General features: G+C 70.6%; 21 protein-coding genes. 12 read left to right on the top strand and 9 right to left on the bottom strand.

Going from position 1 to position 22,578, the window contains the following annotated elements; translation table 11 throughout:
- Window positions 1–62: 62 nt before the first annotated feature.
- Genes AB0F91_RS32485 through AB0F91_RS32470 form a run of 4 tightly spaced genes read left to right on the top strand, consistent with a single transcriptional unit; the run spans window position 63 to window position 3,844 of the window.
- Window positions 63–1,073 carry a branched-chain amino acid ABC transporter permease gene (locus tag AB0F91_RS32485; RefSeq protein WP_360603731.1) on the top strand — a complete coding sequence of 337 codons (1,011 nt, stop codon included), beginning with the start codon at window positions 63–65 and terminating at the stop codon, window positions 1,071–1,073.
- Complete coding sequence (locus tag AB0F91_RS32480) at window positions 1,070–2,218, top strand: branched-chain amino acid ABC transporter permease (RefSeq protein WP_360603729.1); 1,149 nt, start codon at window positions 1,070–1,072, stop codon at window positions 2,216–2,218. The genes AB0F91_RS32485 and AB0F91_RS32480 overlap by 4 nt, the downstream gene beginning before the upstream one ends.
- Window positions 2,215–3,144, top strand: a complete 930-nt coding sequence (locus AB0F91_RS32475) for an ABC transporter ATP-binding protein (RefSeq protein ID WP_360603727.1) — start codon at window positions 2,215–2,217, stop codon at window positions 3,142–3,144. The genes AB0F91_RS32480 and AB0F91_RS32475 overlap by 4 nt, the downstream gene beginning before the upstream one ends.
- Window positions 3,131–3,844, top strand: coding sequence for an ABC transporter ATP-binding protein (locus tag AB0F91_RS32470; protein ID WP_360603725.1), 714 nt, complete (start codon window positions 3,131–3,133; stop codon window positions 3,842–3,844). The genes AB0F91_RS32475 and AB0F91_RS32470 overlap by 14 nt, the downstream gene beginning before the upstream one ends.
- 172 nt (window positions 3,845–4,016) lie before the next feature.
- Here AB0F91_RS32470 and AB0F91_RS32465 read toward each other — a convergent pair whose 3' ends face one another.
- Window positions 4,017–4,454 (bottom strand): hotdog fold thioesterase, encoded by a 438-nt coding sequence (locus AB0F91_RS32465; RefSeq protein WP_360603723.1) that lies wholly within the window; start codon window positions 4,452–4,454, stop codon window positions 4,017–4,019.
- Between the two features lie 62 nt (window positions 4,455–4,516).
- On the opposite strand from AB0F91_RS32465, the gene polA reads away from it, so the two are divergent.
- From polA to AB0F91_RS32450, 3 genes are all read left to right on the top strand, one after another.
- Entirely contained in the window at window positions 4,517–7,258 is a 2,742-nt protein-coding gene (gene polA, locus AB0F91_RS32460) for a DNA polymerase I (protein WP_360603721.1), read from the top strand.
- Between the two features lie 194 nt (window positions 7,259–7,452).
- Complete coding sequence (locus AB0F91_RS32455; protein WP_360603719.1) at window positions 7,453–8,007, top strand: EF-hand domain-containing protein; 555 nt, start codon at window positions 7,453–7,455, stop codon at window positions 8,005–8,007.
- Window positions 8,008–8,065: 58 nt separating this feature from the next.
- Entirely contained in the window at window positions 8,066–8,563 is a 498-nt protein-coding gene (locus AB0F91_RS32450; RefSeq protein ID WP_360603717.1) for a MarR family transcriptional regulator, read from the top strand.
- 434 nt (window positions 8,564–8,997) lie between these two features.
- Here AB0F91_RS32450 and AB0F91_RS32445 read toward each other — a convergent pair whose 3' ends face one another.
- The 6 genes from AB0F91_RS32445 to AB0F91_RS32420 form a co-directional block, all read right to left on the bottom strand.
- Entirely contained in the window at window positions 8,998–9,825 is an 828-nt protein-coding gene (locus tag AB0F91_RS32445; protein ID WP_360603933.1) for a DUF72 domain-containing protein, read from the bottom strand.
- 277 nt (window positions 9,826–10,102) lie between these two features.
- On the bottom strand, window positions 10,103–10,675 hold the full coding sequence (locus AB0F91_RS32440; RefSeq protein ID WP_360603715.1) for a TetR/AcrR family transcriptional regulator: 573 nt from the start codon (window positions 10,673–10,675) through the stop codon (window positions 10,103–10,105).
- The gene (locus tag AB0F91_RS32435) at window positions 10,672–12,567 is read right to left on the bottom strand and encodes a YhgE/Pip domain-containing protein (protein ID WP_360603931.1); all 1,896 of its coding nucleotides are present in this window, start codon (window positions 12,565–12,567) and stop codon (window positions 10,672–10,674) included. Before AB0F91_RS32435 ends, AB0F91_RS32440 begins: the two co-directional genes overlap by 4 nt.
- A gap of 26 nt (window positions 12,568–12,593) precedes the next feature.
- A complete protein-coding gene (locus tag AB0F91_RS32430) occupies window positions 12,594–13,310 on the bottom strand; it encodes an ABC transporter ATP-binding protein (RefSeq protein WP_360603713.1) in 717 nt (238 codons plus the stop codon).
- Between the two features lie 137 nt (window positions 13,311–13,447).
- The gene (locus tag AB0F91_RS32425) at window positions 13,448–14,365 is read right to left on the bottom strand and encodes a GNAT family N-acetyltransferase (RefSeq protein ID WP_360603711.1); all 918 of its coding nucleotides are present in this window, start codon (window positions 14,363–14,365) and stop codon (window positions 13,448–13,450) included.
- Between the two features lie 19 nt (window positions 14,366–14,384).
- Window positions 14,385–15,248, bottom strand: coding sequence for a class I SAM-dependent methyltransferase (locus AB0F91_RS32420; protein WP_360603709.1), 864 nt, complete (start codon window positions 15,246–15,248; stop codon window positions 14,385–14,387).
- 303 nt (window positions 15,249–15,551) lie between these two features.
- Here AB0F91_RS32420 and rpsA point away from each other — a divergent pair, with 303 nt between their 5' ends.
- Window positions 15,552–17,054, top strand: a complete 1,503-nt coding sequence (rpsA, locus tag AB0F91_RS32415) for a 30S ribosomal protein S1 (protein ID WP_360603707.1) — start codon at window positions 15,552–15,554, stop codon at window positions 17,052–17,054.
- A 162-nt stretch (window positions 17,055–17,216) separates the two neighbouring features.
- Here the strand turns inward: rpsA and AB0F91_RS32410 are convergent, their stop codons facing one another.
- Window positions 17,217–17,849, bottom strand: a complete 633-nt coding sequence (locus tag AB0F91_RS32410; RefSeq protein WP_360603705.1) for a TetR/AcrR family transcriptional regulator — start codon at window positions 17,847–17,849, stop codon at window positions 17,217–17,219.
- A gap of 224 nt (window positions 17,850–18,073) precedes the next feature.
- On the opposite strand from AB0F91_RS32410, the gene AB0F91_RS32405 reads away from it, so the two are divergent.
- Together AB0F91_RS32405 and AB0F91_RS32400 are read left to right on the top strand one after the other, a co-directional pair.
- Entirely contained in the window at window positions 18,074–18,514 is a 441-nt protein-coding gene (locus AB0F91_RS32405; RefSeq protein ID WP_360603703.1) for an OsmC family protein, read from the top strand.
- An 18-nt stretch (window positions 18,515–18,532) separates the two neighbouring features.
- Window positions 18,533–19,522 carry a DJ-1/PfpI family protein gene (locus AB0F91_RS32400; protein ID WP_360603701.1) on the top strand — a complete coding sequence of 330 codons (990 nt, stop codon included), beginning with the start codon at window positions 18,533–18,535 and terminating at the stop codon, window positions 19,520–19,522.
- Window positions 19,523–19,563: 41 nt separating this feature from the next.
- Here the strand turns inward: AB0F91_RS32400 and AB0F91_RS32395 are convergent, their stop codons facing one another.
- On the bottom strand, window positions 19,564–19,779 hold the full coding sequence (locus AB0F91_RS32395; protein ID WP_360603699.1) for a hypothetical protein: 216 nt from the start codon (window positions 19,777–19,779) through the stop codon (window positions 19,564–19,566).
- Between the two features lie 215 nt (window positions 19,780–19,994).
- Here AB0F91_RS32395 and coaE point away from each other — a divergent pair, with 215 nt between their 5' ends.
- Window positions 19,995–21,182 carry a dephospho-CoA kinase gene (coaE, locus tag AB0F91_RS32390; RefSeq protein WP_360603697.1) on the top strand — a complete coding sequence of 396 codons (1,188 nt, stop codon included), beginning with the start codon at window positions 19,995–19,997 and terminating at the stop codon, window positions 21,180–21,182.
- A gap of 187 nt (window positions 21,183–21,369) precedes the next feature.
- Window positions 21,370–22,578 (top strand): threonine--tRNA ligase, encoded by a 1,209-nt coding sequence (gene thrS / locus AB0F91_RS32385; protein WP_360603695.1) that lies wholly within the window; start codon window positions 21,370–21,372, stop codon window positions 22,576–22,578.

Raw genomic sequence — 22,578 nt, 5'->3', positions numbered from 1 at the left:
TGTCCGGCGGCTCGATCCCGCCGGGCCCGCACCCCGGACCCACATGGAGAACTAGTGTGTCGATGACCCACGACCTGAGCTCGTTCGTCCTGGCACAGGGCGACAGCTGGATCACCTTCGACGTGAAAGGCTTCGTAGACCAGTTCTGGGCCAACACGATCGACGGTCTTGCCTACGGCAGCATCTACGCGCTCGTGGCGCTGGGCTACACCCTCGTCTACGGCGTCCTGAAACTCATCAACTTCGCCCACTCCGAGGTGTTCATCTACGGCGCCTACGCGGTGTGGTTCACCTTCTTCGGCCTCGGTTTCCGGCCCGGCGTCACGCCCGAGTTGTCGGTCATCGAGCTGATCGGGTTCCTGCTGGTGGCCTTGCTGGCGGCGATGGCCGTGTCCGGTGGCACCGCGGTGCTCCTCGAACGCGTGGCCTACCGTCCACTGAGGAAACGCGGAGCGCCGAAGCTGGTCTTCCTGATCACCGCGATCGGCGCTTCCTTCGTGCTGCAGCAGATCCTCTTCATCTGGCGCGGCGGCAACGCCGAGCAGGGCATCCGCTTGGTGCGCAACGAACCGGTGTTCCAGATCTTCGGCGCCGCCGTCACCAACGTCACGATCATCACCATCGTCGCGTCGATCCTGCTGATGATCGCCGCGGACCAGTTTGTCAACCGGACCAAGTTCGGCCGCGGCATCCGCGCGGTGGCGCAGGACCCGGACACCGCGACGCTCATGGGCGTGAACAAGGAACGCGTCATCACGCTCACGTTCCTCATCGGCGGCCTGCTCGCCGGCGCGGCGGCGCTGTTCTACATGATGAAGATCCCGCAGGGTGCTTCGTACCAAGGCGGCTTCATCCTCGGTATCAAGGCGTTCACCGCCGCGGTGCTGGGCGGCATCGGCAACCTGCGCGGCGCGCTGCTCGGCGGCCTGCTGCTGGGGGTCGTCGAGAACTACGGCCAGACGCTGTTCGGCGGGGAGTGGCGCGACGTCGTCGCGTTCGTGCTCCTCGTGCTGATCCTGATGGTCCGCCCGACCGGTATCCTCGGTGAATCGCTCGGAAAGGCACGGGTATGACGGTGACTTCGACACCACCGGCTGCGCCCGCTCCGGTGAGGCGCAAGCGGCCGATCTCGGACTGGTGGAACAACCTGCCGCGCGTGCAGCAGTGGCTCGTGCTCGTGCCGCTGGTGGCGCTCGTCTACCTGCTGCCCGTGCTGAACCCCCCGATCATCACCACGCAGCCGGGTTACGACTTCCCGATCGCGATGTTCGAGGTGTCCCGTTACGCGCTCGTCGCCATCGGCCTCAACATCGTGGTCGGTCAGGCCGGCCTGCTGGACCTCGGGTACGTCGGCTTTTTCGCGGTCGGCGCGTACGTGATGGCGCTGTTCACGAGCCCCGACTCGACGCTGCACAAGCTGCCGTTCCTCATCGTGCTCCCGATCGCCATGGTGGTCACGATGATCTTCGGCGTGATCCTCGGGACACCGACCCTGCGGCTACGCGGGGACTACCTGGCGATCGTCACGCTCGGGTTCGGTGAGATCGTGCGCCTGCTGGCGGACAACGTCGACCCGTTGCGCGGCAACCGCGGGTTCCAGTCGGTGGGACATCCACCGGGCACCAACGCCGACGGCACCGCGTTGTTCAACAACTCCGACGGCACACCGTGGTACTGGCTCTGCGTCACGGTCATCATCATCGTCCTGTTCCTGGTCGGGAACCTGGAACGCAGCCGCGTCGGCCGGGCCTGGGTCGCGATCCGCGACGACGAGGACGCCGCCGAGATCATGGGCCTGCCGACCTACAAGTTCAAGATCTGGGCGTTCGTGTCCGGTGCGGCGGTCGGCGGTCTGTCCGGCGCGCTCTACGCCGGGCAGCTGGGCTTCGTGAACAACCAGAAGTTCGACGTCGTCACGTCGATGCTGTTTCTGGCCGCGGTGATCCTCGGCGGCGCGGGCAACAAGGTCGGGGTGCTGCTGGGCGCGATCGTGGTGGCGTACATCCCGTTGCGGTTCCAGGCGATCGCCGAGTACAAGTACCTGATCTTCGGCCTCGCGCTGATCATCCTGATGATCTTTCGCCCGCAGGGCCTGCTCGGTGCGCGGCAACGGCTGCTCACCTACGGCAGGCAGGCGTACCAGCGGCTGCTCGGCCGCGGCGAGCAGGTCAGCAGCGACGGCTCGCTGGCCTCCGACACCCCGGGAGAGAAGGCATGACCGCCCCTGGCAACGGCACGGGCCCCGAGGTTCCGGCCGAGGGCGGCCTCGTGGCGGAGGTCGCCCAGATGAGCGCGGAGCAGCTCGCCGAGCACGAGGCGGAGGTCGCCGAGGTCGTCGCAGCGGACCGTGAAATCGACGTCGCGGTCGGGCAGACGCTGCTGAAGGTGGACGACGTCACCGTGCGCTTCGGCGGTCTCGTGGCGCTCGACGGCGTGTCGTTCGACATCCGCCGCGGCGAGATCCTGGGCCTGATCGGGCCCAACGGTGCCGGCAAGACCACGTGCTTCAACGCGATGACCGGCGTCTACCGGCCGACCTCGGGCCAGGTGCTGCTGGAGGACAAGCCGCTGGGCAAGGCCTCTCGCCACGCCATCACGCAGCTCGGCATCGCGCGCACGTTCCAGAACATCCGGCTCTTCTCCGAGATGACGGCGCTGGAAAACGTGGTGGTCGGCACCGACGCCCGCCACAAGACCAGCCTCGTCGGCGCTCTGCTCCGCACACCTCGCCACCACCGCGAGGAGAAGCAGGCGATCGAGAAGGGCATGGCGCTACTGGAGTTCGTCGGCATCGCCGACCGAGCGGCCGACCGCGCGAAGAACCTGCCGTACGGCTACCAGCGGCGCCTGGAGATCGCGCGGGCGCTCGCGACCGAGCCGAAACTGCTGTGCCTCGACGAGCCGGCCGCCGGGTTCAACCCGGCGGAGAAGGAAGAGCTCATGGGGCTGATCCGGACGATCCGCGACGACGGTTACACCGTCCTGCTGATCGAACACGACATGAAGCTGGTCATGGGCGTGACCGACCGGATCGTGGTGCTGGAGTTCGGCAAGAAGATCGCGGAAGGGATGCCCGCCGAGATCCGGCAGAACCCCGCAGTGATCGCCGCCTACCTGGGGGTGCCCGACGATGACGTTGCTTGAGCTGTCCGAGGTCTCCGTCCACTACGGACGGATCCAGGCCGTGTCCGACCTGACCATCACGGTCGACGAGGGCGAGATCGTCACGCTGATCGGGGCCAACGGCGCGGGCAAGTCCACCACGATGCGGGCCATCTCCGGGATCCGGCCGATCTCGGGTGGCGCGATCCGCTTCGACGGCGAGGACATCTCACGGCTGCGCGGTGACTTGCGCGTGGTCCGCGGGATTTCGCAGTCGCCCGAAGGCCGGGGGATCTTCCCCGGCATGACGGTGCTCGAGAACCTCGACATGGGAGCGTATGCGCGCAAGGACCGGAAGAACCTGCAGCCGGACTTCGACCGCGTCTTCGAGCTGTTCCCGCGGCTCGCGGAACGCAAGACCCAGATGGGCGGCACGATGTCCGGCGGCGAGCAGCAGATGCTCGCCATCGGGCGCGCCCTGATGGCGAAGCCGCGGCTGCTGCTGCTCGACGAGCCGTCGATGGGGCTCGCGCCGCAGTTCATCCAGCAGATCTTCCGGATCATCACCGAGATCAACCGCCAGGGCACCACGGTGCTGCTGGTGGAGCAGAACGCGCAGCAGGCGCTTTCGCGGGCGCACCGCGCGTACGTGCTGGAGACCGGGCGCATCACCAAGTCCGGCACCGGGAAGGAACTGCTGGCCGACACCAGCATCAAGGAGGCCTACCTCGGCGTCGGCTGAGCGCTGTGTCGAATCGCCTCGGCTCCGCCGAGGCGGTGAGATCGCCTCAAGCCGGTTTCTTCCCTCCCGATTTCGCCCGGCCCGTGCGGCCGGGCGAAATCGTTCAGTCCAAAACCGGCGCGATCTCGCGCCGTGGTTCAGCCGTCGCTCGCGATGGTCGACGCCCGCCGGCTCAGGCCGGCGGGCGGTCCCGTACCACGCAGGTGAGGCGGGCGGTGCAGGTGCGCCGGCCCTCGTCGTCGGTGAGCACGATCTCCGCAGTGATCGTGCCGCGCCCGACGTGCAGCGGGGTGGCGACGCCGGTGACCGTGCCGGAGCGCACGGCGCGGTGGTGCGTGCAGGACAGCTCCAGGCCCATGGCGGCGCGGTCGGTTCCCGCGTTGAGCGCGGCGAGGATCGAGCCGAGCGCCTCGGCGACGGTGGCGTTGGCTCCGCCGTGCAGCAGGCCGTAGGGCTGGAGGTTGCCCTCGACCGGGATCGTGCCGACGACGCGCTCGGGCGTGGCCTCGAGGATCTTCAGCCCGATCTTGTCGTTCAGCTGCTGGTCGGCGGCCGCGGGGTCGATCCCCGCACGGGTTTCCAGCGCCAAGTCGCCGGCCTGCTCGGTCACGCAATGCTCCTCAACCTATGCGACACGTAAGAGTGTCGGACCTTCGCCTTAGACTCGCTCCCGTGAGCCCGAGTGAGAACCGAACCGTAGCGAACGCCACAGCAGCCACGACCACGGCCGAGCGGCCCCGCCTGCTGCTCATCGACGGTCATTCGATGGCCTACCGCGCCTTCTTCGCGCTGCCGGCGGAGAACTTCAAGACCAAGACCGGCCAGGTCACCAACGCGGTGTTCGGGTTCACCTCGATGCTCATCAACCTCCTGCGCGACGAGGAACCCACGCACCTCGCGGTGGCCTTCGACCTCTCGCGCAAGACCTTCCGGTCGGAGACGTTCGCCGACTACAAGGCCAACCGCACCACCACGCCCGACGAGTTCCGCGGCCAGGTCGACCTGGTCAAGGAGGTGCTCGACGTGCTGGGCATCCCGTCCCTGGTCAAGGAGAACTTCGAGGCCGACGACATCATCGCCACGCTCACCACGCAGGCCGGCGCGGAGAACTTCGAGGTGCTGATCTGTACCGGCGACCGCGACGCGCTGCAGCTGGTCAACGAGCACGTCACCGTGCTCTACCCGAAGCGCGGCGTGTCGGACCTGGTCCGCTTCACGCCCGACGCGGTGGAGGAGAAGTACGGCCTCACCCCAACCCAGTACCCCGACTTCGCGGCGCTGCGGGGCGACCCGTCGGACAACCTGCCCGGCATCCCCGGGGTGGGGGAGAAGACGGCGGCGAAGTGGATCCGGCAGTTCGGCACGCTGGCCGACCTCATCGACCGCGTCGACGAGGTCAAGGGCAAGGTCGGCGACGCGTTGCGCGAGAACCTGACGTCGGTCGCCCTCAACCGCCGGCTCACCGAGCTGGTGCGCGACGTGCCGCTCGACCTGGTGCCCGACCAGCTGGAGCTGCGGCCGTGGGACCGCGACGCGGTGCACCGCCTGTTCGACGAGCTGGAGTTCCGCGTGCTGCGCGACCGGCTCTTCGCCACGCTCAGCAGCGCCGAGCCGGAGGCAGAGGAGGGCTTCGAGGTCTCCGGTGCCGCGCTCGCGCCCGGCGCGCTCGGCGCCTGGCTCGCCGCGCACGCCGGCGAGGGCGAGCCGGTGGCGCTGGCCTTCCGCGCCACGGGCACGTCGATTCGTTCGGACCTGCGGGCGCTGGCCTTCGCGTGCGCCGACGGCGAAGGCGCGTACGTCGACGTCACGGCGATGGACGAGGCCGACGACTCCGCGCTGGCCGCGTGGCTGGCCGACGAGAAGATCCGCAAGATCGGCCACGACCTGAAGGTGGCGCTGCACGCGGTGCGCGCCCGCGGCTGGACGCTCGCGGGGCTGGTGCTCGACACCGCGCTCGCGGCGTACCTCGTGCGGCCCGGCCAGCGGACCTTCGAACTCGACGACCTGGCGCTGCGCTACCTGCACCGCGAGCTGCGCTCCGAGGCCGCCGAGGGCGACGGCCAGCTGTCGCTGCTCGACGGCGGCGCCGAGGGCCTGGAGCAGAAGGAGGTCTCCGAGGAGCTGGTGAAGGCCCGCGCGATCTTCGAACTCGCCGGCGCGCTCGGCAAAGAGCTCGAGGAACTCGGCGGGGCGAAGCTGCTCGCCGAGCTGGAGCTGCCGCTGCTCGAGGTCATCACCGAGCTGGAGGCCGCGGGCATCGCCGTGGACGTGGAGCAGCTCACCGAGCTGGAGGCCCACTACCTCAACCGCGTCACGCAGGCCGCCGAAGAGGCGTACAAGGTGATCGGCAAGCAGATCAACCTGGGTTCGCCGAAGCAGCTTCAGGTCGTGTTGTTCGACGAGCTCGGCATGCCGAAGACCAAGCGCACCAAAACCGGATACACCACCGACGCCGAGGCGCTGCAGAGCCTGTTCGAGAAGACCGAGCACCCGTTCCTGCAGCACATGCTGGAGCACCGCGACGCCACGCGGCTGCGCACCACCGTCGAGGGCCTGATCAAGTCGGTGGCCGACGACGGGCGCATCCACACCACGCTGCAGCAGACGATCGCGGCCACCGGGCGCCTGTCGTCGGTCGACCCGAACCTGCAGAACATCCCGGTGCGCACGGAAGAGGGCCGGCGCATCCGCGACGCGTTCGTGGTCGGCGAGGGCTACGTCGAGCTCATGACCGCGGACTACAGCCAGATCGAGATGCGGATCATGGCGCACCTGTCGAAGGACGACGGCCTGATCGAGGCCTTCAACAGCGGCGAGGACCTGCACACGTTCGTCGCGTCGCGCGCCTTCTCCGTGCCTGCGGAGGAGATCACGGCGGAGCAGCGCTACCGCGTCAAGGCGATGTCCTACGGCTTGGCTTACGGGCTGTCGGCCTACGGGCTTTCGCAGCAGCTGCGGATCTCGACCGAGGACGCGAAGTCGCAGATGGAGGCGTACTTCAACCGCTTCGGCGGCGTGCGCGACTACCTGCAGTCCGTGGTCGGTGAAGCCGCGAAGACGGGCTACACCGAGACGATCTTCGGCCGCCGCCGCTACCTGCCCGACCTCAACAGCGACAACCGCCAGCGTCGCGAGATGGCGGAGCGGATGGCGCTCAACGCGCCGATCCAGGGCAGCGCGGCCGACATCATCAAGGTCGCGATGCTCAACGTGCACCGCGCCCTGGTCGAGGCGAAGCTGCGCAGCCGCGTGCTGCTGCAGGTGCACGACGAGCTCGTGCTGGAGGTCGCCGAGGGCGAGCGCGCCGAGGTCGAGAAGCTCGTGCGCGAGGGCATGGGGTCGGCGTACGACCTCGCTGTGCCGCTGGAGGTTTCCGTCGGCTACGGCCGTTCGTGGAACGAAGCGGCGCACTAGGACTCCGAACGGGCCAGAAAGGCTCCTTCCTCGTGGGAGGGAGCCTTTTTGGTTACTTCGCGTCACTAACGAAATCACCGGGTCGGGCAGTGGGAGAACCCGGGTGCCGGTGCAGGTGATCTTGAGTCGCGACAACGCTGAGCTTCGCCCACGGGGTCCCCGGCCAAGGGGGATCGGCGAAAGGACGGCGAACGATGGCGAGTGAACTGCAGAGACGCAAGACCTCCACGGTGTTCGGGGCGATGGACGTCGACGGCGACGGATTCCTCACCGAGGCCGACTTCCAGGCGCTCACCGATCGCTGGACGAAGGCGCGCGGCCTCGCTCCCGACTCGCCCCAGGCGGCGCGCCTGAGCGAGATCATGATGGGCTGGTGGACCACGCTGCTCGCCGCGTCCGACATCGACCGCGACGAGAAGGTGACGCTCGACGAGGTCCTGCTCGTGGTGGACCAGCTGCGGGACATGCCCGACTCGGTGCGCGGCACAGCCGCCGCGATGTTCGAGGCCATCGACGAGAACGGCGACGAGCGCATCTCGCGCGAGGAGTACCGCCGGCTCATCCAGACCTGGAACGGCACGGCCACCGACACCGACACCGTCTTCCCGGTGCTGGACCTCAACGGCGACGGCTACCTCACGGCCGACGAGTTCACCGAGCACTGGGTCGAGTTCTGGGCCGGCGACAACGCCGCCGCCCCGGGCACCTGGGTGTTCGGCCGGTTCGACCTGCCGCTGGGCGCCCGCTGACGACCCGCGGACCGCGGCCGCACCTGCGGCGGCCGCGGCTCGCGGACGGGGAGACACGATGTACGAGACCGCCGACCTCACGGAGGACGGCGCCGCTTCCGGTGCCGGCTTCTGGCTCCACCAGGCGGCTCTGGCCTGGCGCGCCGCGCTCGACGTCCGCCTGCGCCCGCTGGGCCTCACGCCCACGCAGTTCCTCCTGCTGTCCGCAGCCGCTCGACTCGAGCGCACCGTCGGCCCCGCCACCCAGCAGGAAGTGGCCGAACACGCCGGCGCCGACCGCATGATGACGTCGAAAGTCCTACGGGCGCTGGAGGTCCGTGGCCTGCTCACCCGCACCGCTCACGAACGCGACGCCCGCGCCGTCCGTGTCTCCCTCACCCCGGCGGGCCGCGACCTGGCCGCCGATGCCGCGGCCGTCGCGACCGAGTTCGACAGCGCCTTCTTCGGCCTCGCCGCCCAACGCCTCGCCCGCGAGCTCCGCTCCGTCGCGGAAAGCCGCGGAAGGTCCGGCCCACTGACGGTCCAGGAAGCCCCGCGGAGGGCGCCGAACGCGTGAGTGCGCCGGCCCGGGATGGTCCGCTTCCTGCAGCGGGCGACGGGGCTCTGGCGGGCCGCCGGTTCGCCGCCGAAGGCGACCACGTCGCGTGGATGATCCCCGTCGAGGCCGTGCCGGGTGCCTCGGGCGCCGGGTCCGGGGTAGTCCCGCGGTGGACCTGCGTCTCGGCACCTCGGCCGGCAGGGTGCCCTACGCGGGAACCGTTCGAGACGGCTGGCGAGCGTGCGTGACGCGGCGGCCGCGGCGCTCGGGCCGGTTCCGGGAGACGACGCGGCCCGACGCGGTGGAGCTCAAGTTCGGGGCGAACTCAGCGCCGAGGCGGACGCCGTCATCGCGAAGACCAGGGTGGCGGGGCAGCTCGAGATCAAGCTCGGGTGGCGCCGCGACGATGCCGGCGTGGCGGGAGACCGAAGGTCCGGTGTGGACAGTCCGGCTCAGAACAACGTCGGCGGCCCCACCGGCATCGGCTCGGCCAGGGGTTCCACCTCGGGCACGCGCACCCGCACCTCCTCGTGGAAGCGGCGGGCGAGCGGCAGCGCGTCGGCGTTGTCCGGGGTGTGGAGGAAGACCGTGGGGGAGCGGCCTTCGCGCAGCCAGTGCGCCACGGCGTCGGCCCAGGGGCGCCAGCCGGTGGCCGTCTCGTCGGGATCGTCGCGGCCGATGTAGCGGACGACGGGGTTGGCGGTGAGGGCGCGGATCCGCCGGGGCATGCGGGGTTTCTTGAGCCACGCCTCTTGCTCGGCTCCGGACGTCGGTGGCCGGGAGAACAACACCGTCGTGTCGAAGGTGATCCACTCGGCGCCGGCGCCGGCGAGGACGCGTTCCAGGGCCTGGGCGGCGCGCGCGTCGTCGAAGAAGGCGCGGTCGCGAACCTCGACGGCGTAGCGGTACTCGCGGGGCAAGCGCCGCAGGAAACCCGCGAGGGTGCCGAGTGCCTCCGGCGAGAACGACGGCGGGAGCTGGAGCCACAGGGTGTGGGCGCGCTCGCCCAGTGGCTCGATCGCGGCGAGGAAGGTGGCCAGCACCGCGTCGGCGTCGCCGAGGCCGCGTTCGTGCGTGATCGGCTTCGGCAGCTTGAGCACGAAGCGGAAATCGGCGGACGTCTGCTCGGCCCAGGTCTCGACCGTGGCGCGGGACGGCGTGGCGTAGAACGTCGTGTTGCCTTCGACGGCGTTGCACCACGTCGCGTACGCGCGGAGGCGCTCGCGAGGTGCCAGGGGGTGTGGCAGGAGCCGGCCCTGCCAGGGCGCGTGCGTCCACATCGCGCAGCCGACGTGGAGTTTCACGCCGCCACCCTAGTGGGGACACCACGGTGAGGTGATTCACCCACCTCACCCGCCCGGTCAGCGGTACCCGCGTCACGGCCGGCTCACTTAGCGTGACATGCACAGGTGTCGATCGATAGCGGAGGACCGAGAGATGATCAAGCGGCTCTTCAAGTTCGTCATGCGCCACGGCTGCTGCGCCGCGTGCACCGGCAAGGGCTGCGGCTGCTGCGCCAACTGCGGCTGACCCGGCGCGAAAGAACAGTCCGGGGTCTCAGCCGCGGCCGAGGCCCCGGATCAGCACCATCACCGAGTCGCGCACGTCGGCCCGGGTGCGGGTGGGCTGGAAAACCTGCCAGTCGAGTGCGACGACCAGCATCGTCCCGAACAGGCCCGCCGCCGCGGTCTCGATCGCGACGCCCGCGGGCAGCCGGCCGGCTTCGTCGAGGCGGTGCAGCTGCGCCTTCACGATCGAGATGATCTCCTCGCGCAGTAGCGCCAGCGTGTCGTGCCACTGGCCCGGCGTGCGCCACAGCTCACTCACCACGATCTGCGAGAACCCCGGGTACTCGGCGATGAACTGCAGCGTCGTGTCGACCTGCGCCTCGATCACGTCGAGCGGCTCGTCGTCCGTTACGGCCGCGCGCAGGCGCCCGGCCAGCAGGTCGACGCCGAAGCGGAGCAGGCTGTCGACCAGCCCGTCCTTCGACCCGAAGTTGTAGTACACCGTGCCCTTGGCGACTCCGGCTTCGGTCGCGATCTCGTCCACCGTCAGCCCCACGAGGCCCCTGCTGGCCGAAAGCCGCAGGGTCGCCTCGAAGAGCTTCCGCTTGGTCGTCTCCCTCACAGGCTGAGCTCGGGCTTGAGCGCGGACACCGTCCAGACCCGGTGCTTGCGAGCCGCCAGGGTCGACAGCACGATCCCGCCGACGAGGTAGGCCAGCAGCACCCCGACGTCACCGAGGATCTGCAGCGACGCACCGGAGTAGAGCAGGTGCCGGAAGCCGTCGATGGCGTAGCCCATCGGCAGCACGACGTGCAGCGGGTAGAGCGCGTCGGGGATCGTCTGCCACGGGAACGTGCCGCCCGCGCTCACCAGCTGCAGCACCAGCAGCACCAGCCCGAGGAACTTGCCGACGGCGCCGAAGAACGCGTTGAGCGCGTGCACCACCGACGTGAACGCCAGTGAGACGAGGATCGCGAACCCGATCGCGCCCAACGGGTGCGCGATGTGGATGCCGACCAGCCACGTCACCGCGGCGAACAGCACGATCACTTGCGCGATGCCGAGCACGGCCGACGACAGCCAGCCGCCGAGCGCGACCCGCAGCGGCGCGGCGCCCGCGGTAAGGGCCCGGGTGGACAGCGGCCGGATGAGCAGGAACAGCACGAACGCGCCGATCCACGTGGCCAGCGAGATGAAGAACGGGGCCAGCCCCGCGCCGTACGTGCCCGCCGAAGCGACGCCGTTGGCTGTGACCGCGACCGGGTCGGCGATGGTGTTCGCCGTGGCGGTGCGCGTCGGGTCGTCCGGGTTCGGGATCTGCGACAGGCCGGAGGACAGCCCGTCGTGCAGCTGGTGCGCGCCGCTCGCGAGCTGGTCGGTGCCCGTGACGGCGGTCTTCTCCCCGTCGTCGAGCTTCGCCGCGCCGTCGCGCAGCTGGTCGGCACCGTCGGACGCCTGCGCGATCCCGCTGGTCAGCTGTGGCGTGGCCGAGGCGAGCTGGTGCGCGCCGTCCGAAACCTGACGGGCGCCGCCGGCGAGCTTGGCGAGATCACCGGCGGCCGACTGGATCTTGGTGTTCGCCTGGTCGACGGGCGAGCGCAGCTGGTCGAGCCGCGCCAGGATGCCGTTGACCTGGGCGTCGGACAGGCCCGCGTCGTGCAGATCGCTGTTCAGCTGCGCCCGGTAGCCGTCCAGCTTGCCCTGGATGTCGGTGGAGGCGGACGCGGCGAGCGAGGCGGCGTCGGCCACCTGCTGGTTGCCGTCGGCGACCTGGCCGGCGCCGGTCGCGAGCTGCTGCGTCTGGTTCGGGAGCTGCGCGGTGCTCGTCTTCAGCGTGTTCAGCCCGGTCGCGAGTGTGCCCGAACCGGTGGCAAGCCGGCTCGCGCCGTCGGCGAGCTGGTGCTGGCCGGTCTGCAGCTGCGCGGCGCCGTCGGCGAGCTGTTTCGCGCCGTTGGCGGCGTCGGAGATCTTGCCGTAGATCGTGGAGAAGCCGACGAGGAACCGGTCGGCCGCCTCGCCGCCCACCTTCTGGGCGATGGTTTTGCGCACCTGGTCGGCCACCTGCTTCGCGATGGTGCCCGCGAGGTAGTTGTTGGCGTCGTTGGTGGTCAGCGTGATCGTGGCCTGCTGCGGCGTGAAGTTGCCCGACGACAGCAGCGCGGTGGAGAAGTCGCGCGGGATGCCGATGGCGAACGAGTACTTGTCGTCGCGCACGCCGTCGCGGGCGTCCTTTTCGGACACTTCGTGCCACTGGAAGGTGCCGGACTTCAGGAGCTCGTCGGTCACCTCCCGCCCGACGTTGCGCGTGGCACCCGTCGAGTCCTTCGCGCCGGCGTCGCTGGTGAACACGGCTGCGGGCAGCTTGTCGAGGCGGCCGTACGGGTCGTAGTTCGCGTACAGGTAGAAGGACGCGTAGAGCAGCGGCACCAGTACGAGCGCGGCCATCGCCAGTTTGGGCAGCGTGCCGGCCGAGAGGCGGCGCAGCTCGTTGAGGGCGATGCAGAAGGCGTTCAGGCCACCGGCGCGCTTGTCGGGGGCGGTCATGCCGGATCTCCTTCAGCGCTGACGTGTTCAGCGACGGGCTCTTCGACGGCGGGTTCTTCGGCAGCGGGATCTTCGGCCAGGGCGAGCAGGCGCACCGGCTCGGGCTGGTCGGTCGACCCGATGCGGGCCGGCGGGTAGGGGAGGGCGGACGCGGGCGTCGTCGCGGCGAGCACGGCGACGGCGAGGCCGCGCTTCGCGTGCTCCTCGGCGACCGCGGTCCACGTCTCGACGAGACTCGTGTGCCGGTCGGGAGCGTCGAGCACGAGCACGCGTACGCCGGCGCGCTCCGCGGCCAGCTCGGCGAGCAGCCGGGTGCGCAACGCGGGCTCGAGGTTCTCGAAGCGGGTACCGGCGAAGGGGGCGGCGTCGTGCTCGGTGAGCCAGCGCGCCACGTGCTCCTTGCCTGCCGGCCGGTGCGCCAGCGCGAGCTCCTCACCGGCGACCACGCGCAGCGACAGCGCCTCGTCGGGCTCGCTCACGCCCGGGGCGTCGACCACGGCGACGAGGTCGCGCAGCAGGCCCGGGACGTCGGCCGTGACCGTGCCGGTGCTCGGCTTGACGCGGCCGGCCAGCGCGAGGCCCAGCGCGGTGATCCCGACGCCGGGCTCGCCGTGGACCAGCGTCACGCAGCCGTCCTCGACGGTCAGCGAGGTGGGCGGCAACAGTGTGCCGTGGGGCCCCTCCAAGGACACCCGATCGGCTCGTACCTGCACGGCGATACTCCCATTTCTCCGTTGACCAGATTTGAACTGACTGGTCAGTGCAAAAACTAACGCACATGATCAACGGGCGGCAAGGCGGGTGGTCGCACGTCACCCGACCGGGGTGGCGTCCCGGTGAGCGGTCCTGGTCAGCGCAGCGCGGTCGCCGGGTGCGCTTCCCACGACGTCCACAGTGGACGGTAGCCCTGGCGGTGCCAGAACACCGAGGAGAGGGGGTTCATCGGGTTGTAGTAGAGGTATGCGCCGACCGTGCCGGGACGCAGCAGCTCGCGGTGCACGTGGTCCATGAGGACCCGCCCGATCCCGCCGCCGCGGTGGCCGGGCGCGGTCACGACGTTGTTCACGTACGCCCACAGCCCTGGCGGCAGGAGCTCGGCCGCCTCGGTGCCCGGCGCCGAGTCCACCCACGCGCACTGGGCCAGAGCCACCGGACGGCCGCCGGCTTCCGCGAGCCAGGTGGCCGGTTCGTCGAGCGCGCGGCGCAACGCGGGCGCGAGCAGCTCCGTGGTCTGGTCCCGGCGGCGGTGCGCCACCAGTCCGGTGTAGTCGAACGTGGCCGCGCACAGCCGGAGCACGGTGTCGAAGTCGCCCGGCCCGGCCAGGCGCACGGCGATCCCGTCGGTGTCCGCGGCCGCGAGTGGTGGCGGATCCCTCCGCACGGCGAGCGCGGACATCGGGGCGAGCCCGTGGTCGAGGAACGCCCGGATCGCCTCCGCGTCACGGCTCGGCCAGTTCACGACGCACGCGGAGTCTGCGTCGGCGGGCTCGGTGTCCACGAGGGACCGCAGCTCGCCCAGCAGGAGGTCGAACCCCTCGGTGCCGGCGGTGTCCGCGTCGGGGAACAGCTGCCACACCTGCGCGGCCGACCACAGCAGGGGAGTGTCGCCAGGTCCGTGGCGGTGGCGCTGCACGATCCCGGACACGCGTGCGCCCGCCCCCGTCACCGCGCTGACGCGCTCGCCGGCAGTGTCGTTGACCGACGGCGCGGGCGGCGGCAGCAGCGGGTCGTGCGCGGCGAACCGCGCCGCGGGTTCGGTGGTGGCCACGAAGGCGCAGCGTAGTCGCTCAGGAGCGGCGCGTGCGGAAGATCGCCGTGCCGGGGAAGAGCTTGCCGCGCAACGGGCTCCACTGGCCCCACGTGCGCGTGTGGCCCTCGGGCCACTCGGGCTCCAGCAGGTCCTCGAGCGCGAAGCCGCCGGCGGCCAGCGCGCGCACGTAGTCGCCGAGCGTGCGGTGGTATTCGACGTAGGTGGCCTCGCCGTCGTCGTCGACTTCCACGTACGGCGTGCGGTCGAAGTACGGCTGGGTGACGGTGAGCCCCAGCGGGCCCGGGTCGTCCGGGAAGATCCACCGCATCGGGTGGGTCACCGAGAACACCCACGGCGAGCCGGGCCGCAGCACGCGGTGCACCTCGGCGAACACCGTCGCGAGTGAGGGCACGAAGGGCAGCGCGCCGAACGCGGAGCACGCGGCGTCGAAGCTGCCCGACGCGAACGGCAGGAACTCGGCGTTGGCCTGGACCAGGGGCACGGCGACGCCGGTGCGCTCGTTGCCCTCGCGCGCGTGGCGCAGCATCCCGCCGGACAGGTCGGTCGCCACGACGTCGGCGCCCGCCGAGGCGAGCCAGCGCGAGCACGCCGCCTGGCCGCAGCCGACCTCCAGCACCCGCCGGCCGCGGACGTCGCCGAGCAGCCGCACGTCCTCTTCGCGCACGCCCTCCGGGCACCAGACGAAGTCGGCGTCGCCGAGGAACTCGCCGTGGGTGGCCTGGTAATCGTCGGCGTCGGCGTCCCACCAGGCGAGGTTCGCCGCGGCCGCCTCGCCGCCGCCGACCGCGCGATACGCGACGCCGGCCGTGCCGAGCTGCAGCTCGGCGTGCGCGTGGCGGTCGGCTGTGTCCGCCGCGGGGGCTGCCGAGTGGTCGGACATGCTGGGTCCTTCCGGGAATGACGGGGAATGCCGGCACCGGCCGAAACGTTGGCTCAACGGTACCGGGAGCTGTAGGGACCCTGATTGTGTGCCCTACCGGGGCCCGCGTACGATACGTGTTAGCGCAGTGGGTTCGCGCTGCCTGGGTCTTCACTTGCCGGGGGAGCGCACCGTTTGCGGGTCATGCCGCGGTCGTTCACTGGTGGACGTTGCTCGTGGGGGTCGTCGCATGTTCCCGTCTCACGCCCCATCGCGCCGCCAACTGGACACCCTACGATCCCATCCACCGGAGCAACCCGCCTAATGACCACCGACACCGCCACCGCCCCGACCGCCCCCATCGGGGCCCCGCAGGTCGCCATCAACGACATCGGGTCGGAGGAAGACTTCCTCGCGGCTATCGACAAGACCATCAAGTACTTCAACGATGGCGACATCGTCGAGGGCACGATCGTCAAGGTCGACCGCGACGAGGTCCTGCTCGACATCGGCTACAAGACCGAGGGCGTCATCCCCTCGCGCGAGCTTTCCATCAAGCACGATGTCGACCCGGCTGAGGTTGTCTCCGTCGGCGATGAGGTCGAAGCTCTCGTTCTCCAGAAGGAGGACAAGGAAGGCCGCCTGATCCTGTCCAAGAAGCGTGCTCAGTACGAGCGCGCCTGGGGCACGATCGAAGAGCTCAAGGAGAAGGACGAGCCCGTCAAGGGCACCGTCATCGAGGTCGTCAAGGGTGGTCTCATCCTGGACATCGGCCTCCGCGGCTTCCTTCCCGCCTCGCTGGTCGAGATGCGCCGCGTGCGCGACTTGCAGCCGTACGTCGGCCGCGAGCTCGAGGCGAAGATCATCGAGCTGGACAAGAACCGCAACAACGTGGTCCTGTCCCGCCGCGCCTACCTCGAGCAGACGCAGTCCGAGGTCCGCAGCGAGTTCCTCAACAACCTCGCCAAGGGCCAGGTCCGCAAGGGCGTCGTCTCGTCCATCGTCAACTTCGGTGCCTTTGTGGACCTGGGTGGCGTCGACGGCCTCGTGCACGTCTCCGAGCTGTCCTGGAAGCACATCGACCACCCGTCCGAGGTGGTCGAGGTCGGCCAGGAGGTCACCGTCGAGGTCCTCGACGTGGACATGGACCGCGAGCGCGTGTCCCTGTCGCTGAAGGCGACCCAGGAAGACCCGTGGCGCCAGTTCGCCCGTACCCACGCGATCGGCCAGATCGTGCCGGGCAAGGTCACCAAGCTCGTCCCGTTCGGTGCGTTCGTGCGCGTCGAGGAGGGCATCGAGGGCCTGGTGCACATCTCCGAGCTGGCCGAGCGCCACGTGGAGATCCCGGAGCAGGTCGTCCAGGTCAACGGCGACGTCATGGTCAAGGTCATCGACATCGACCTCGAGCGCCGTCGGATCTCGCTGTCGCTGAAGCAGGCCAACGAGGGCGTCACGCCGGACACCGAGTTCGACCCGACCCAGTACGGCATGGCCGCCGAGTACGACGCCGAGGGCAACTACATCTACCCCGAAGGCTTCGACCCGGACACCCAGGAGTGGCAGGAAGGCTTCGACAAGCAGCGCGAGGAGTGGGAGCGGCAGTACGCCGAGGCCCACACGCGCTACGAGGCCCACATGGCGCAGGTCAAGAAGGCTGCCGAGGCCGACGCCGAAGCCGCTGCCGACGCCGCCACCGGCATCGAGGGTGGCAGCGGGGGCGACCAGACCTACACCTCCGCTCCGGCCGAGGCCAAGAGCGGCGGCACGCTGGCCAGCGACGAGCAACTCGCGGCTCTGCGCGAGAAGCTGTCGGGCGGCCAGGGCTGAGTCACGCCTGATCGCTGAGCACCACTGAGCTCTGACACCGCGGCCCCGGTCCAGTTCGGACCGGGGCCGCGGTGTTTTCGTCGGCGCTCCGAGTGTTCGAAGTGGACCATCTCGTCGCCCGGAGTCAGGCGGAACCCGGCCGGTGCGGTGGCGTGGCCGGCGTCAGCTGTGGAGGCCGAGCCCGGTGATCATCGACAGCACGCCGGTGCGGTACATGCCCTCGTTGGCTTCGTCGGTCGGCTCGATGAACCAGTCGCTCAGCGGCGTCTGCGAGTGGACCGTGAGCTCCACACTGACGAGGCCGTGCATGGCGGTCCACAACAGATAGCCGTACTCGCGCGAGTCCGTGCCGGGATCGCTCACGCGGCGAATCTTGCCGACGAACATCGCGAACGTCGTCCGCAGCACCGCTGTGCGCAGCTCCGGGTCCGGGTCGTAGCCGTGGATCGAGCGTTCGAACATCATCGCGTAGCGAGCCGGGCTCTCCAGCGCGAAGCGGCGGTAGGCCAGCGCAACCTCGAGCAGGTCCGCGACGCCGTCGTCGGTCTCCGGCGGCACGTCGAGCAGCTCGTCGCGCAGGAGGTCGAACGCGCGCTCGTACAGTGCGTCGAGCAGGCCGGTGCGGCCGCCGAAGCGCGTGTAGACGGTGATCGTGGACGTGCCGGCCGCCTCGGCCACGCCGCGCACGGTGAGCCCGCCGACACCGCGGTCGGTGAGGACGTTGAGGGCGGCGTCGAGGAACCGGCTCCGGTTGTGCCGGTCGGCAGGCTGCGTCGACAGATGGCGGGTGGCCACGACCCTTACCCCCTTCGCCCGTGCCGCGCAGGACAGGTCCGCGTTTCGCCTGCCGAAGATACGATATTCACGCTCGCTTGGGAACTTCGCCATGCGGCCGGATCTGTGGGATCTTCGTCCTGTGGACCTCGCCACGGCGGGGCATCACTTCGTCCACAAGCGACGTTGGGTGAGCTGCAGCGGTGCAGCGGCACCGTCGAGAACCCGAGCAGGAGGCAAACCGGATGACTGAGCCGGAACCGGGCACTGTTGTCGTCACTGAAGCAGGCGAAGGCCGCTTCACCCAGCACGTGACCGCGGGCGGTTTCGAACTCGTCGTGGACGAGCCCGAGTCGGTCGGCGGCGACGGCAGCGGCCCGACTCCGTACGACCTGCTGCTCGGCGCGCTCGGGTCCTGCACGGCGATCACGCTGCGGATGTACGCGGACCGCAAGAACATCCCGCTGGCGAACGTGAGCGTCCGGCTGCGCCACGACCGCATCCACGCGCGCGACTGCGAGCGCTGCGAGACCGAGGTCGGCCTGATCAGCCGCATCAGCCGTGAGATCGAGCTCGAAGGCGACCTCGATGACGAGCAGCGCGCGCGCCTGCTGGAGATCGCGGAGAAGTGCCCCGTGCACCGCACGCTGGAGCACGAGATCGACGTCCAGACGAAGCTGGTCTGAGGAAACGGAGTGCGCGCCATGGAGCGGAGCGAGCGGGTCGTCGTGGTCGTCTACGACGCGGTGCGGCTCCTGGATGTGACCGGGCCGCTCGAGGTGTTCGGGATGGCCAACGAGCACGGCGCGCACTACGAGCTGCTCACCGCGTCGCCGGGCGGCACCGACGTGCGCACCACCACCGGCACGCGCCTGGGTGCCGACGTGGCGCTCGAAGACGTCGACGTCGAGGGTGGCACGCTCGTGGTGCCGGGTAGCCCGAACTGGCAGATCACCGTGACCGACGTGCACCTGCTCGACCAGGTCCGCCGCCTCTCCCGGCAGGCGCGACGCACGGCGTCGGTGTGCGCGGGCGCCTTCACGCTCGCGGCCGCGGGACTGCTGGAGGGCCGCCGAGCGGCCACGCACTGGGAGCTCGCCGACCAGCTCGCGCGCCGCTACCCGGGCGTCGAGGTGGACTGCGAGGCGATCTTCGTGCGCGACGGTTCGGTGATCTCCTCGGCCGGCGTCACCTCCGGCATCGACTTGTCGCTCGCCCTCGTGGAGGAGGATCTCGGCTCCGAGGCCGCGCGGCTCGTCGCGAAGCACCTCGTGGTGTTCCTGCAACGGCCCGGTGGGCAGTCACAGTTCAGCGTCCGCCTCGCGGCCCAACCCGCCCGCAACGACCTGCTGCGCGGGATCATGGACCGCATCACCGCCGACCCTTCGGCCGACCACAGCCTGTCGCTTCTCGCCGACGACGCGGGCGTCAGCGTTCGCCACCTCACGCGGCTGTTCCGCGACCAGATGGGCACCTCGGTCGCCCGGTTCGTGGAGAGCACGCGCCTGGAGGCTGCCCGGCAGCTGCTGGAGACGGGCACGGACCCGCTCGACGTGGTCGCGCGCCGCACGGGGTTCGGCTCGGCGGAGACGCTGCGCCGGGTGTTCACGCGGGAACTGGGGGTGCCGCCGAGCGCCTACCGGGCCCGCTTCCGGACCACGAGCACCCCGGCGTTGGCCGGCGCCGGCCGGTAGGGACGCGCCCGTGATCGCGGGGCCGGACCGTTGTCGAGCGGCTAAGAGGTCGTGACGACCGGAACCCAGATGCGTTCCAGTGCCGCGGCGCGGGCGCGGCGGCGGAGGCCGGCGAAGCTGTGCTGGGCGGGTACGAGGAGGGCGCTGAGCCACGTGCGCCGGTATTCGGCGAGGGCTTCCGCCACTGGGCGGTAGCCGACGCAGTGCACCAGTCCCGGCGTTCCGAGCCGGTGCTTCCCGACGTGCTTTTCCGCCATCGTTCCTCCGTGTGGGCGACCCTTCCGCCGCGCACGGTACGCAATCGCGCCGGTAAAACCGGGTATCCGCCCGGCGTGTCACCCGGATCAGTCAGCCAGTTCCGGACAATGCTCTTGATTTTCGACTTGGGGTGTGCCTTTACCCGTGCGAGTGCACGTGCAGGGCTCTGACGTCCCCTGATCGAGTGGCGGGCGGCGATGGCTAGGGTGAGGTCATGCTGCGAGTGGGTCTGACGGGCGGGATCGGCGCGGGGAAATCGACGGTGGCGAACCGGTTCGCGGAGCACGGCGCCGTGCTCGTGGATTCCGACCGGATCGCGCGCGAAGTCGTGGAGCCGGGCACGCCCGGGCTGGCGGCCTTGGTGGAGGCGTTCGGCGAGGACATCCTCGCCGCCGACGGCTCGCTCGACCGTCCGGCGCTGGCCGCGAAGGCGTTCGCCGACGACGTGTCGCGCAAGCGCCTCAACGGGATCGTGCACCCGCTCGTCGGCAAGCGCACGGCCGAGCTGATGGCCGAGGCCGCCGACGACGCCGTGATCGTCCACGACATCCCGCTGCTCGTGGAGAGCAACCTGGCGCCGGCGTACCACCTCGTGGTGATCGTCGACGCGCCCGTGGAGGTCCGTGTGCGCCGGCTCGTGGAGGCGCGCGGCATGGCGGAGGCCGACGCGCGGGCGCGGATTCGCGCGCAGGCCAGCGACGAGCAGCGTCGCGCGGTCGCCGACGTCTGGCTCGACAACGGCGGCGCGCAGGACGCCGTGCTCGCCGAGGTCGACGCGCTGTGGGCCGACCGGCTCGTGCCGTTCGAGGCCAACCTGCGGCTGCGGAAGCCCCGCCCGCCGATGTCGCCCGTGATCGCGCCCTACGATTCGACGTGGCCGCTGCAGGCGGAGCGCCGGCTCGCGCGCCTGCGGCAGATCGCGGGGGAACGGCTGCTGCGCGCCGACCACATCGGGTCCACCGCCGTGCCCGGGCTGCCCGCGAAGGACGTCCTGGACCTGCAGCTCACCGTCCCCACGCCGGCCGACGCCGACGCGCTCGCCGAACCGCTGGCAGACGCGGGTTTCCCCCGGCTGGAGGGCGACTGGTGGGACGATCCGCAGGACGGCTCCGCCGCGCTGTGGCCTAAGCGCCTTCACGTCGGTGCCGACCCGAAGCGCCCGGTGAACCTGCACGTCCGCACCGTCGAGACCCCAGCGTGGCGCCTCGCGCTGCTGTTCCGCGACTGGATCCGCGCGCACCCGGCCGAGCGTGACGCGTACGCGGCGGTGAAAGAGCAGCTCGCGCGCGAGCACTCGGCCGACGGCACCGTCGCGGACTACGCCGACGCCAAGCAGGGCTGGATCAACGACGCGTTCACGCGCGCCGAGGTCTGGGCCGGGCAGACGTCGTGGCAGCCGTGAAAAACCGGGTGCGCGGCCGGCGGTGGCGCTGTTAGCGTCGCCGGCATGCAGCTCTCGGTCAGCACGACGACGCCGGACACCGTCCCGGCGCGCTGAAACCTGAGCGAACCAAGCCCCGGGGTGGTCACCCCGGGGCTTCGTCGTGTCCCAGGGGTTTCCGCCTCGGCCGTCCACGAGGAGACCCCCGATGCCCGATCACCGCAGGATCGGCCGTGAGCTCGGCCTGTTCGCCACCGACCCGCTGATCGGCGCCGGCCTGCCCTACCTGCTGCCCGACGGTGCCGTGGTCCGGCACGAGCTGGAGGAGTACGTCCGCGACGTCGAGCGGCGCGCGGGCTACCGCCACGTGTACTCGCCGGTGCTCGGCAAACGCGAGCTGTACGAGATTTCGGGGCACTGGGCGCACTACCGCGACGACATGTTCCCGCCGCTGGACGTCGGCGGCGAGCAGCTCGTGCTGCGGCCCAGCCTGTGCCCGCACCACGCGCTGATCTACCGCTCCCGGTCACGCAGCCACCGCGAGCTGCCGCTGCGGATCGCCGAGCTGGGCGGGATGTACCGCGCGGAGCTGTCCGGGGTGCTCGGCGGCCTGGGCCGCGTGCGCGCGATCCAGCTCAACGACGCCCACCTGTTCTGCCGTCTCGAGCAGGTCGCCGACGAGGCCCGCGGCGCGCTGGAGCTCATCCGCCGCGTCCACGCGGACCTGGGGCTGCGCCCGGCGCGCTACCGGCTCTCCCTCGCCGGCGGCTCGGGGGACTACGTGGGCTCCGCCGAGCACTGGGCGCGCGCCGAAGCGCTGCTCGTCGTGGCGCTCAAGGGCTTCGACTACGACGTGGCGCCGGGTGAAGCGGCGTTCTACGGCCCGAAGGTCGACGTCCAGGTCACCGACAGCGCCGGGCGCTCGGCCACCCTCTCCACCGTGCAGGTGGACTTTCACCAGCCCGAGCGGTTCGACCTGGGATACGTCGGCCCCGACGGCGCCGTCCACCGGCCGGTGCTGGTGCACCGCAGCCTGCTCGGCAGCCTGGAACGCGCGATGGCGCAGCTGCTCGAAGAGCACGGCGGGGCCCTGCCGCCGTGGCTCGCGCCGGTGCAGGTGGTGGTGCTGCCGGTGTCCGACGCGGAGCTCCCGAAGGCGGACGCGCTCGTGCGGCGCGGTCAGGAAGCCGGCCTGCGCGTGGCGCTCGCCGGCCCCGATCGCGGGAGCCTCGGTGCCCGGATCCGCGACCATCGGCTCGTGCCCTACCAGGCGGTGATCGGCGCCCGGGAGGCCGAGGCGGACCTCGTCGCGCTCCGGCTGCGGGACGCCCGGCGGCTGGATCCCTTGCCGGCGGCGGAGTTCGTGGTCGCGGTCGCCGAGCGAGTCGCGGCGCGGGGGGCGGTGCTGTGGCCGTGA

Source organism: Amycolatopsis sp. NPDC023774, assembly GCF_040639695.1.
Lineage (GTDB): Bacteria > Actinomycetota > Actinomycetes > Mycobacteriales > Pseudonocardiaceae > Amycolatopsis.
Note: the sequence above shows the minus strand (reverse complement) of the source record. Positions and strands in the feature narration are given on the sequence as shown.

Coding starts and splice junctions, on each gene's coding strand:
- AB0F91_RS32485 (WP_360603731.1), top strand. CDS start 63: ATGACCCACGACCTGAGCTCGTTCGTCCTGGCACAGGGCGACAGCTGG.
- AB0F91_RS32480 (WP_360603729.1), top strand. CDS start 1,070: ATGACGGTGACTTCGACACCACCGGCTGCGCCCGCTCCGGTGAGGCGC.
- AB0F91_RS32475 (WP_360603727.1), top strand. CDS start 2,215: ATGACCGCCCCTGGCAACGGCACGGGCCCCGAGGTTCCGGCCGAGGGC.
- AB0F91_RS32470 (WP_360603725.1), top strand. CDS start 3,131: ATGACGTTGCTTGAGCTGTCCGAGGTCTCCGTCCACTACGGACGGATC.
- AB0F91_RS32455 (WP_360603719.1), top strand. CDS start 7,453: ATGGCGAGTGAACTGCAGAGACGCAAGACCTCCACGGTGTTCGGGGCG.
- AB0F91_RS32450 (WP_360603717.1), top strand. CDS start 8,066: ATGTACGAGACCGCCGACCTCACGGAGGACGGCGCCGCTTCCGGTGCC.
- AB0F91_RS32445 (WP_360603933.1), bottom strand. CDS start 9,825: ATGTGGACGCACGCGCCCTGGCAGGGCCGGCTCCTGCCACACCCCCTG.
- AB0F91_RS32420 (WP_360603709.1), bottom strand. CDS start 15,248: ATGTCCGACCACTCGGCAGCCCCCGCGGCGGACACAGCCGACCGCCAC.
- rpsA (WP_360603707.1), top strand. CDS start 15,552: ATGACCACCGACACCGCCACCGCCCCGACCGCCCCCATCGGGGCCCCG.
- AB0F91_RS32405 (WP_360603703.1), top strand. CDS start 18,074: ATGACTGAGCCGGAACCGGGCACTGTTGTCGTCACTGAAGCAGGCGAA.
- AB0F91_RS32400 (WP_360603701.1), top strand. CDS start 18,533: ATGGAGCGGAGCGAGCGGGTCGTCGTGGTCGTCTACGACGCGGTGCGG.
- AB0F91_RS32395 (WP_360603699.1), bottom strand. CDS start 19,779: ATGGCGGAAAAGCACGTCGGGAAGCACCGGCTCGGAACGCCGGGACTG.
- coaE (WP_360603697.1), top strand. CDS start 19,995: ATGCTGCGAGTGGGTCTGACGGGCGGGATCGGCGCGGGGAAATCGACG.
- thrS (WP_360603695.1), top strand. CDS start 21,370: ATGCCCGATCACCGCAGGATCGGCCGTGAGCTCGGCCTGTTCGCCACC.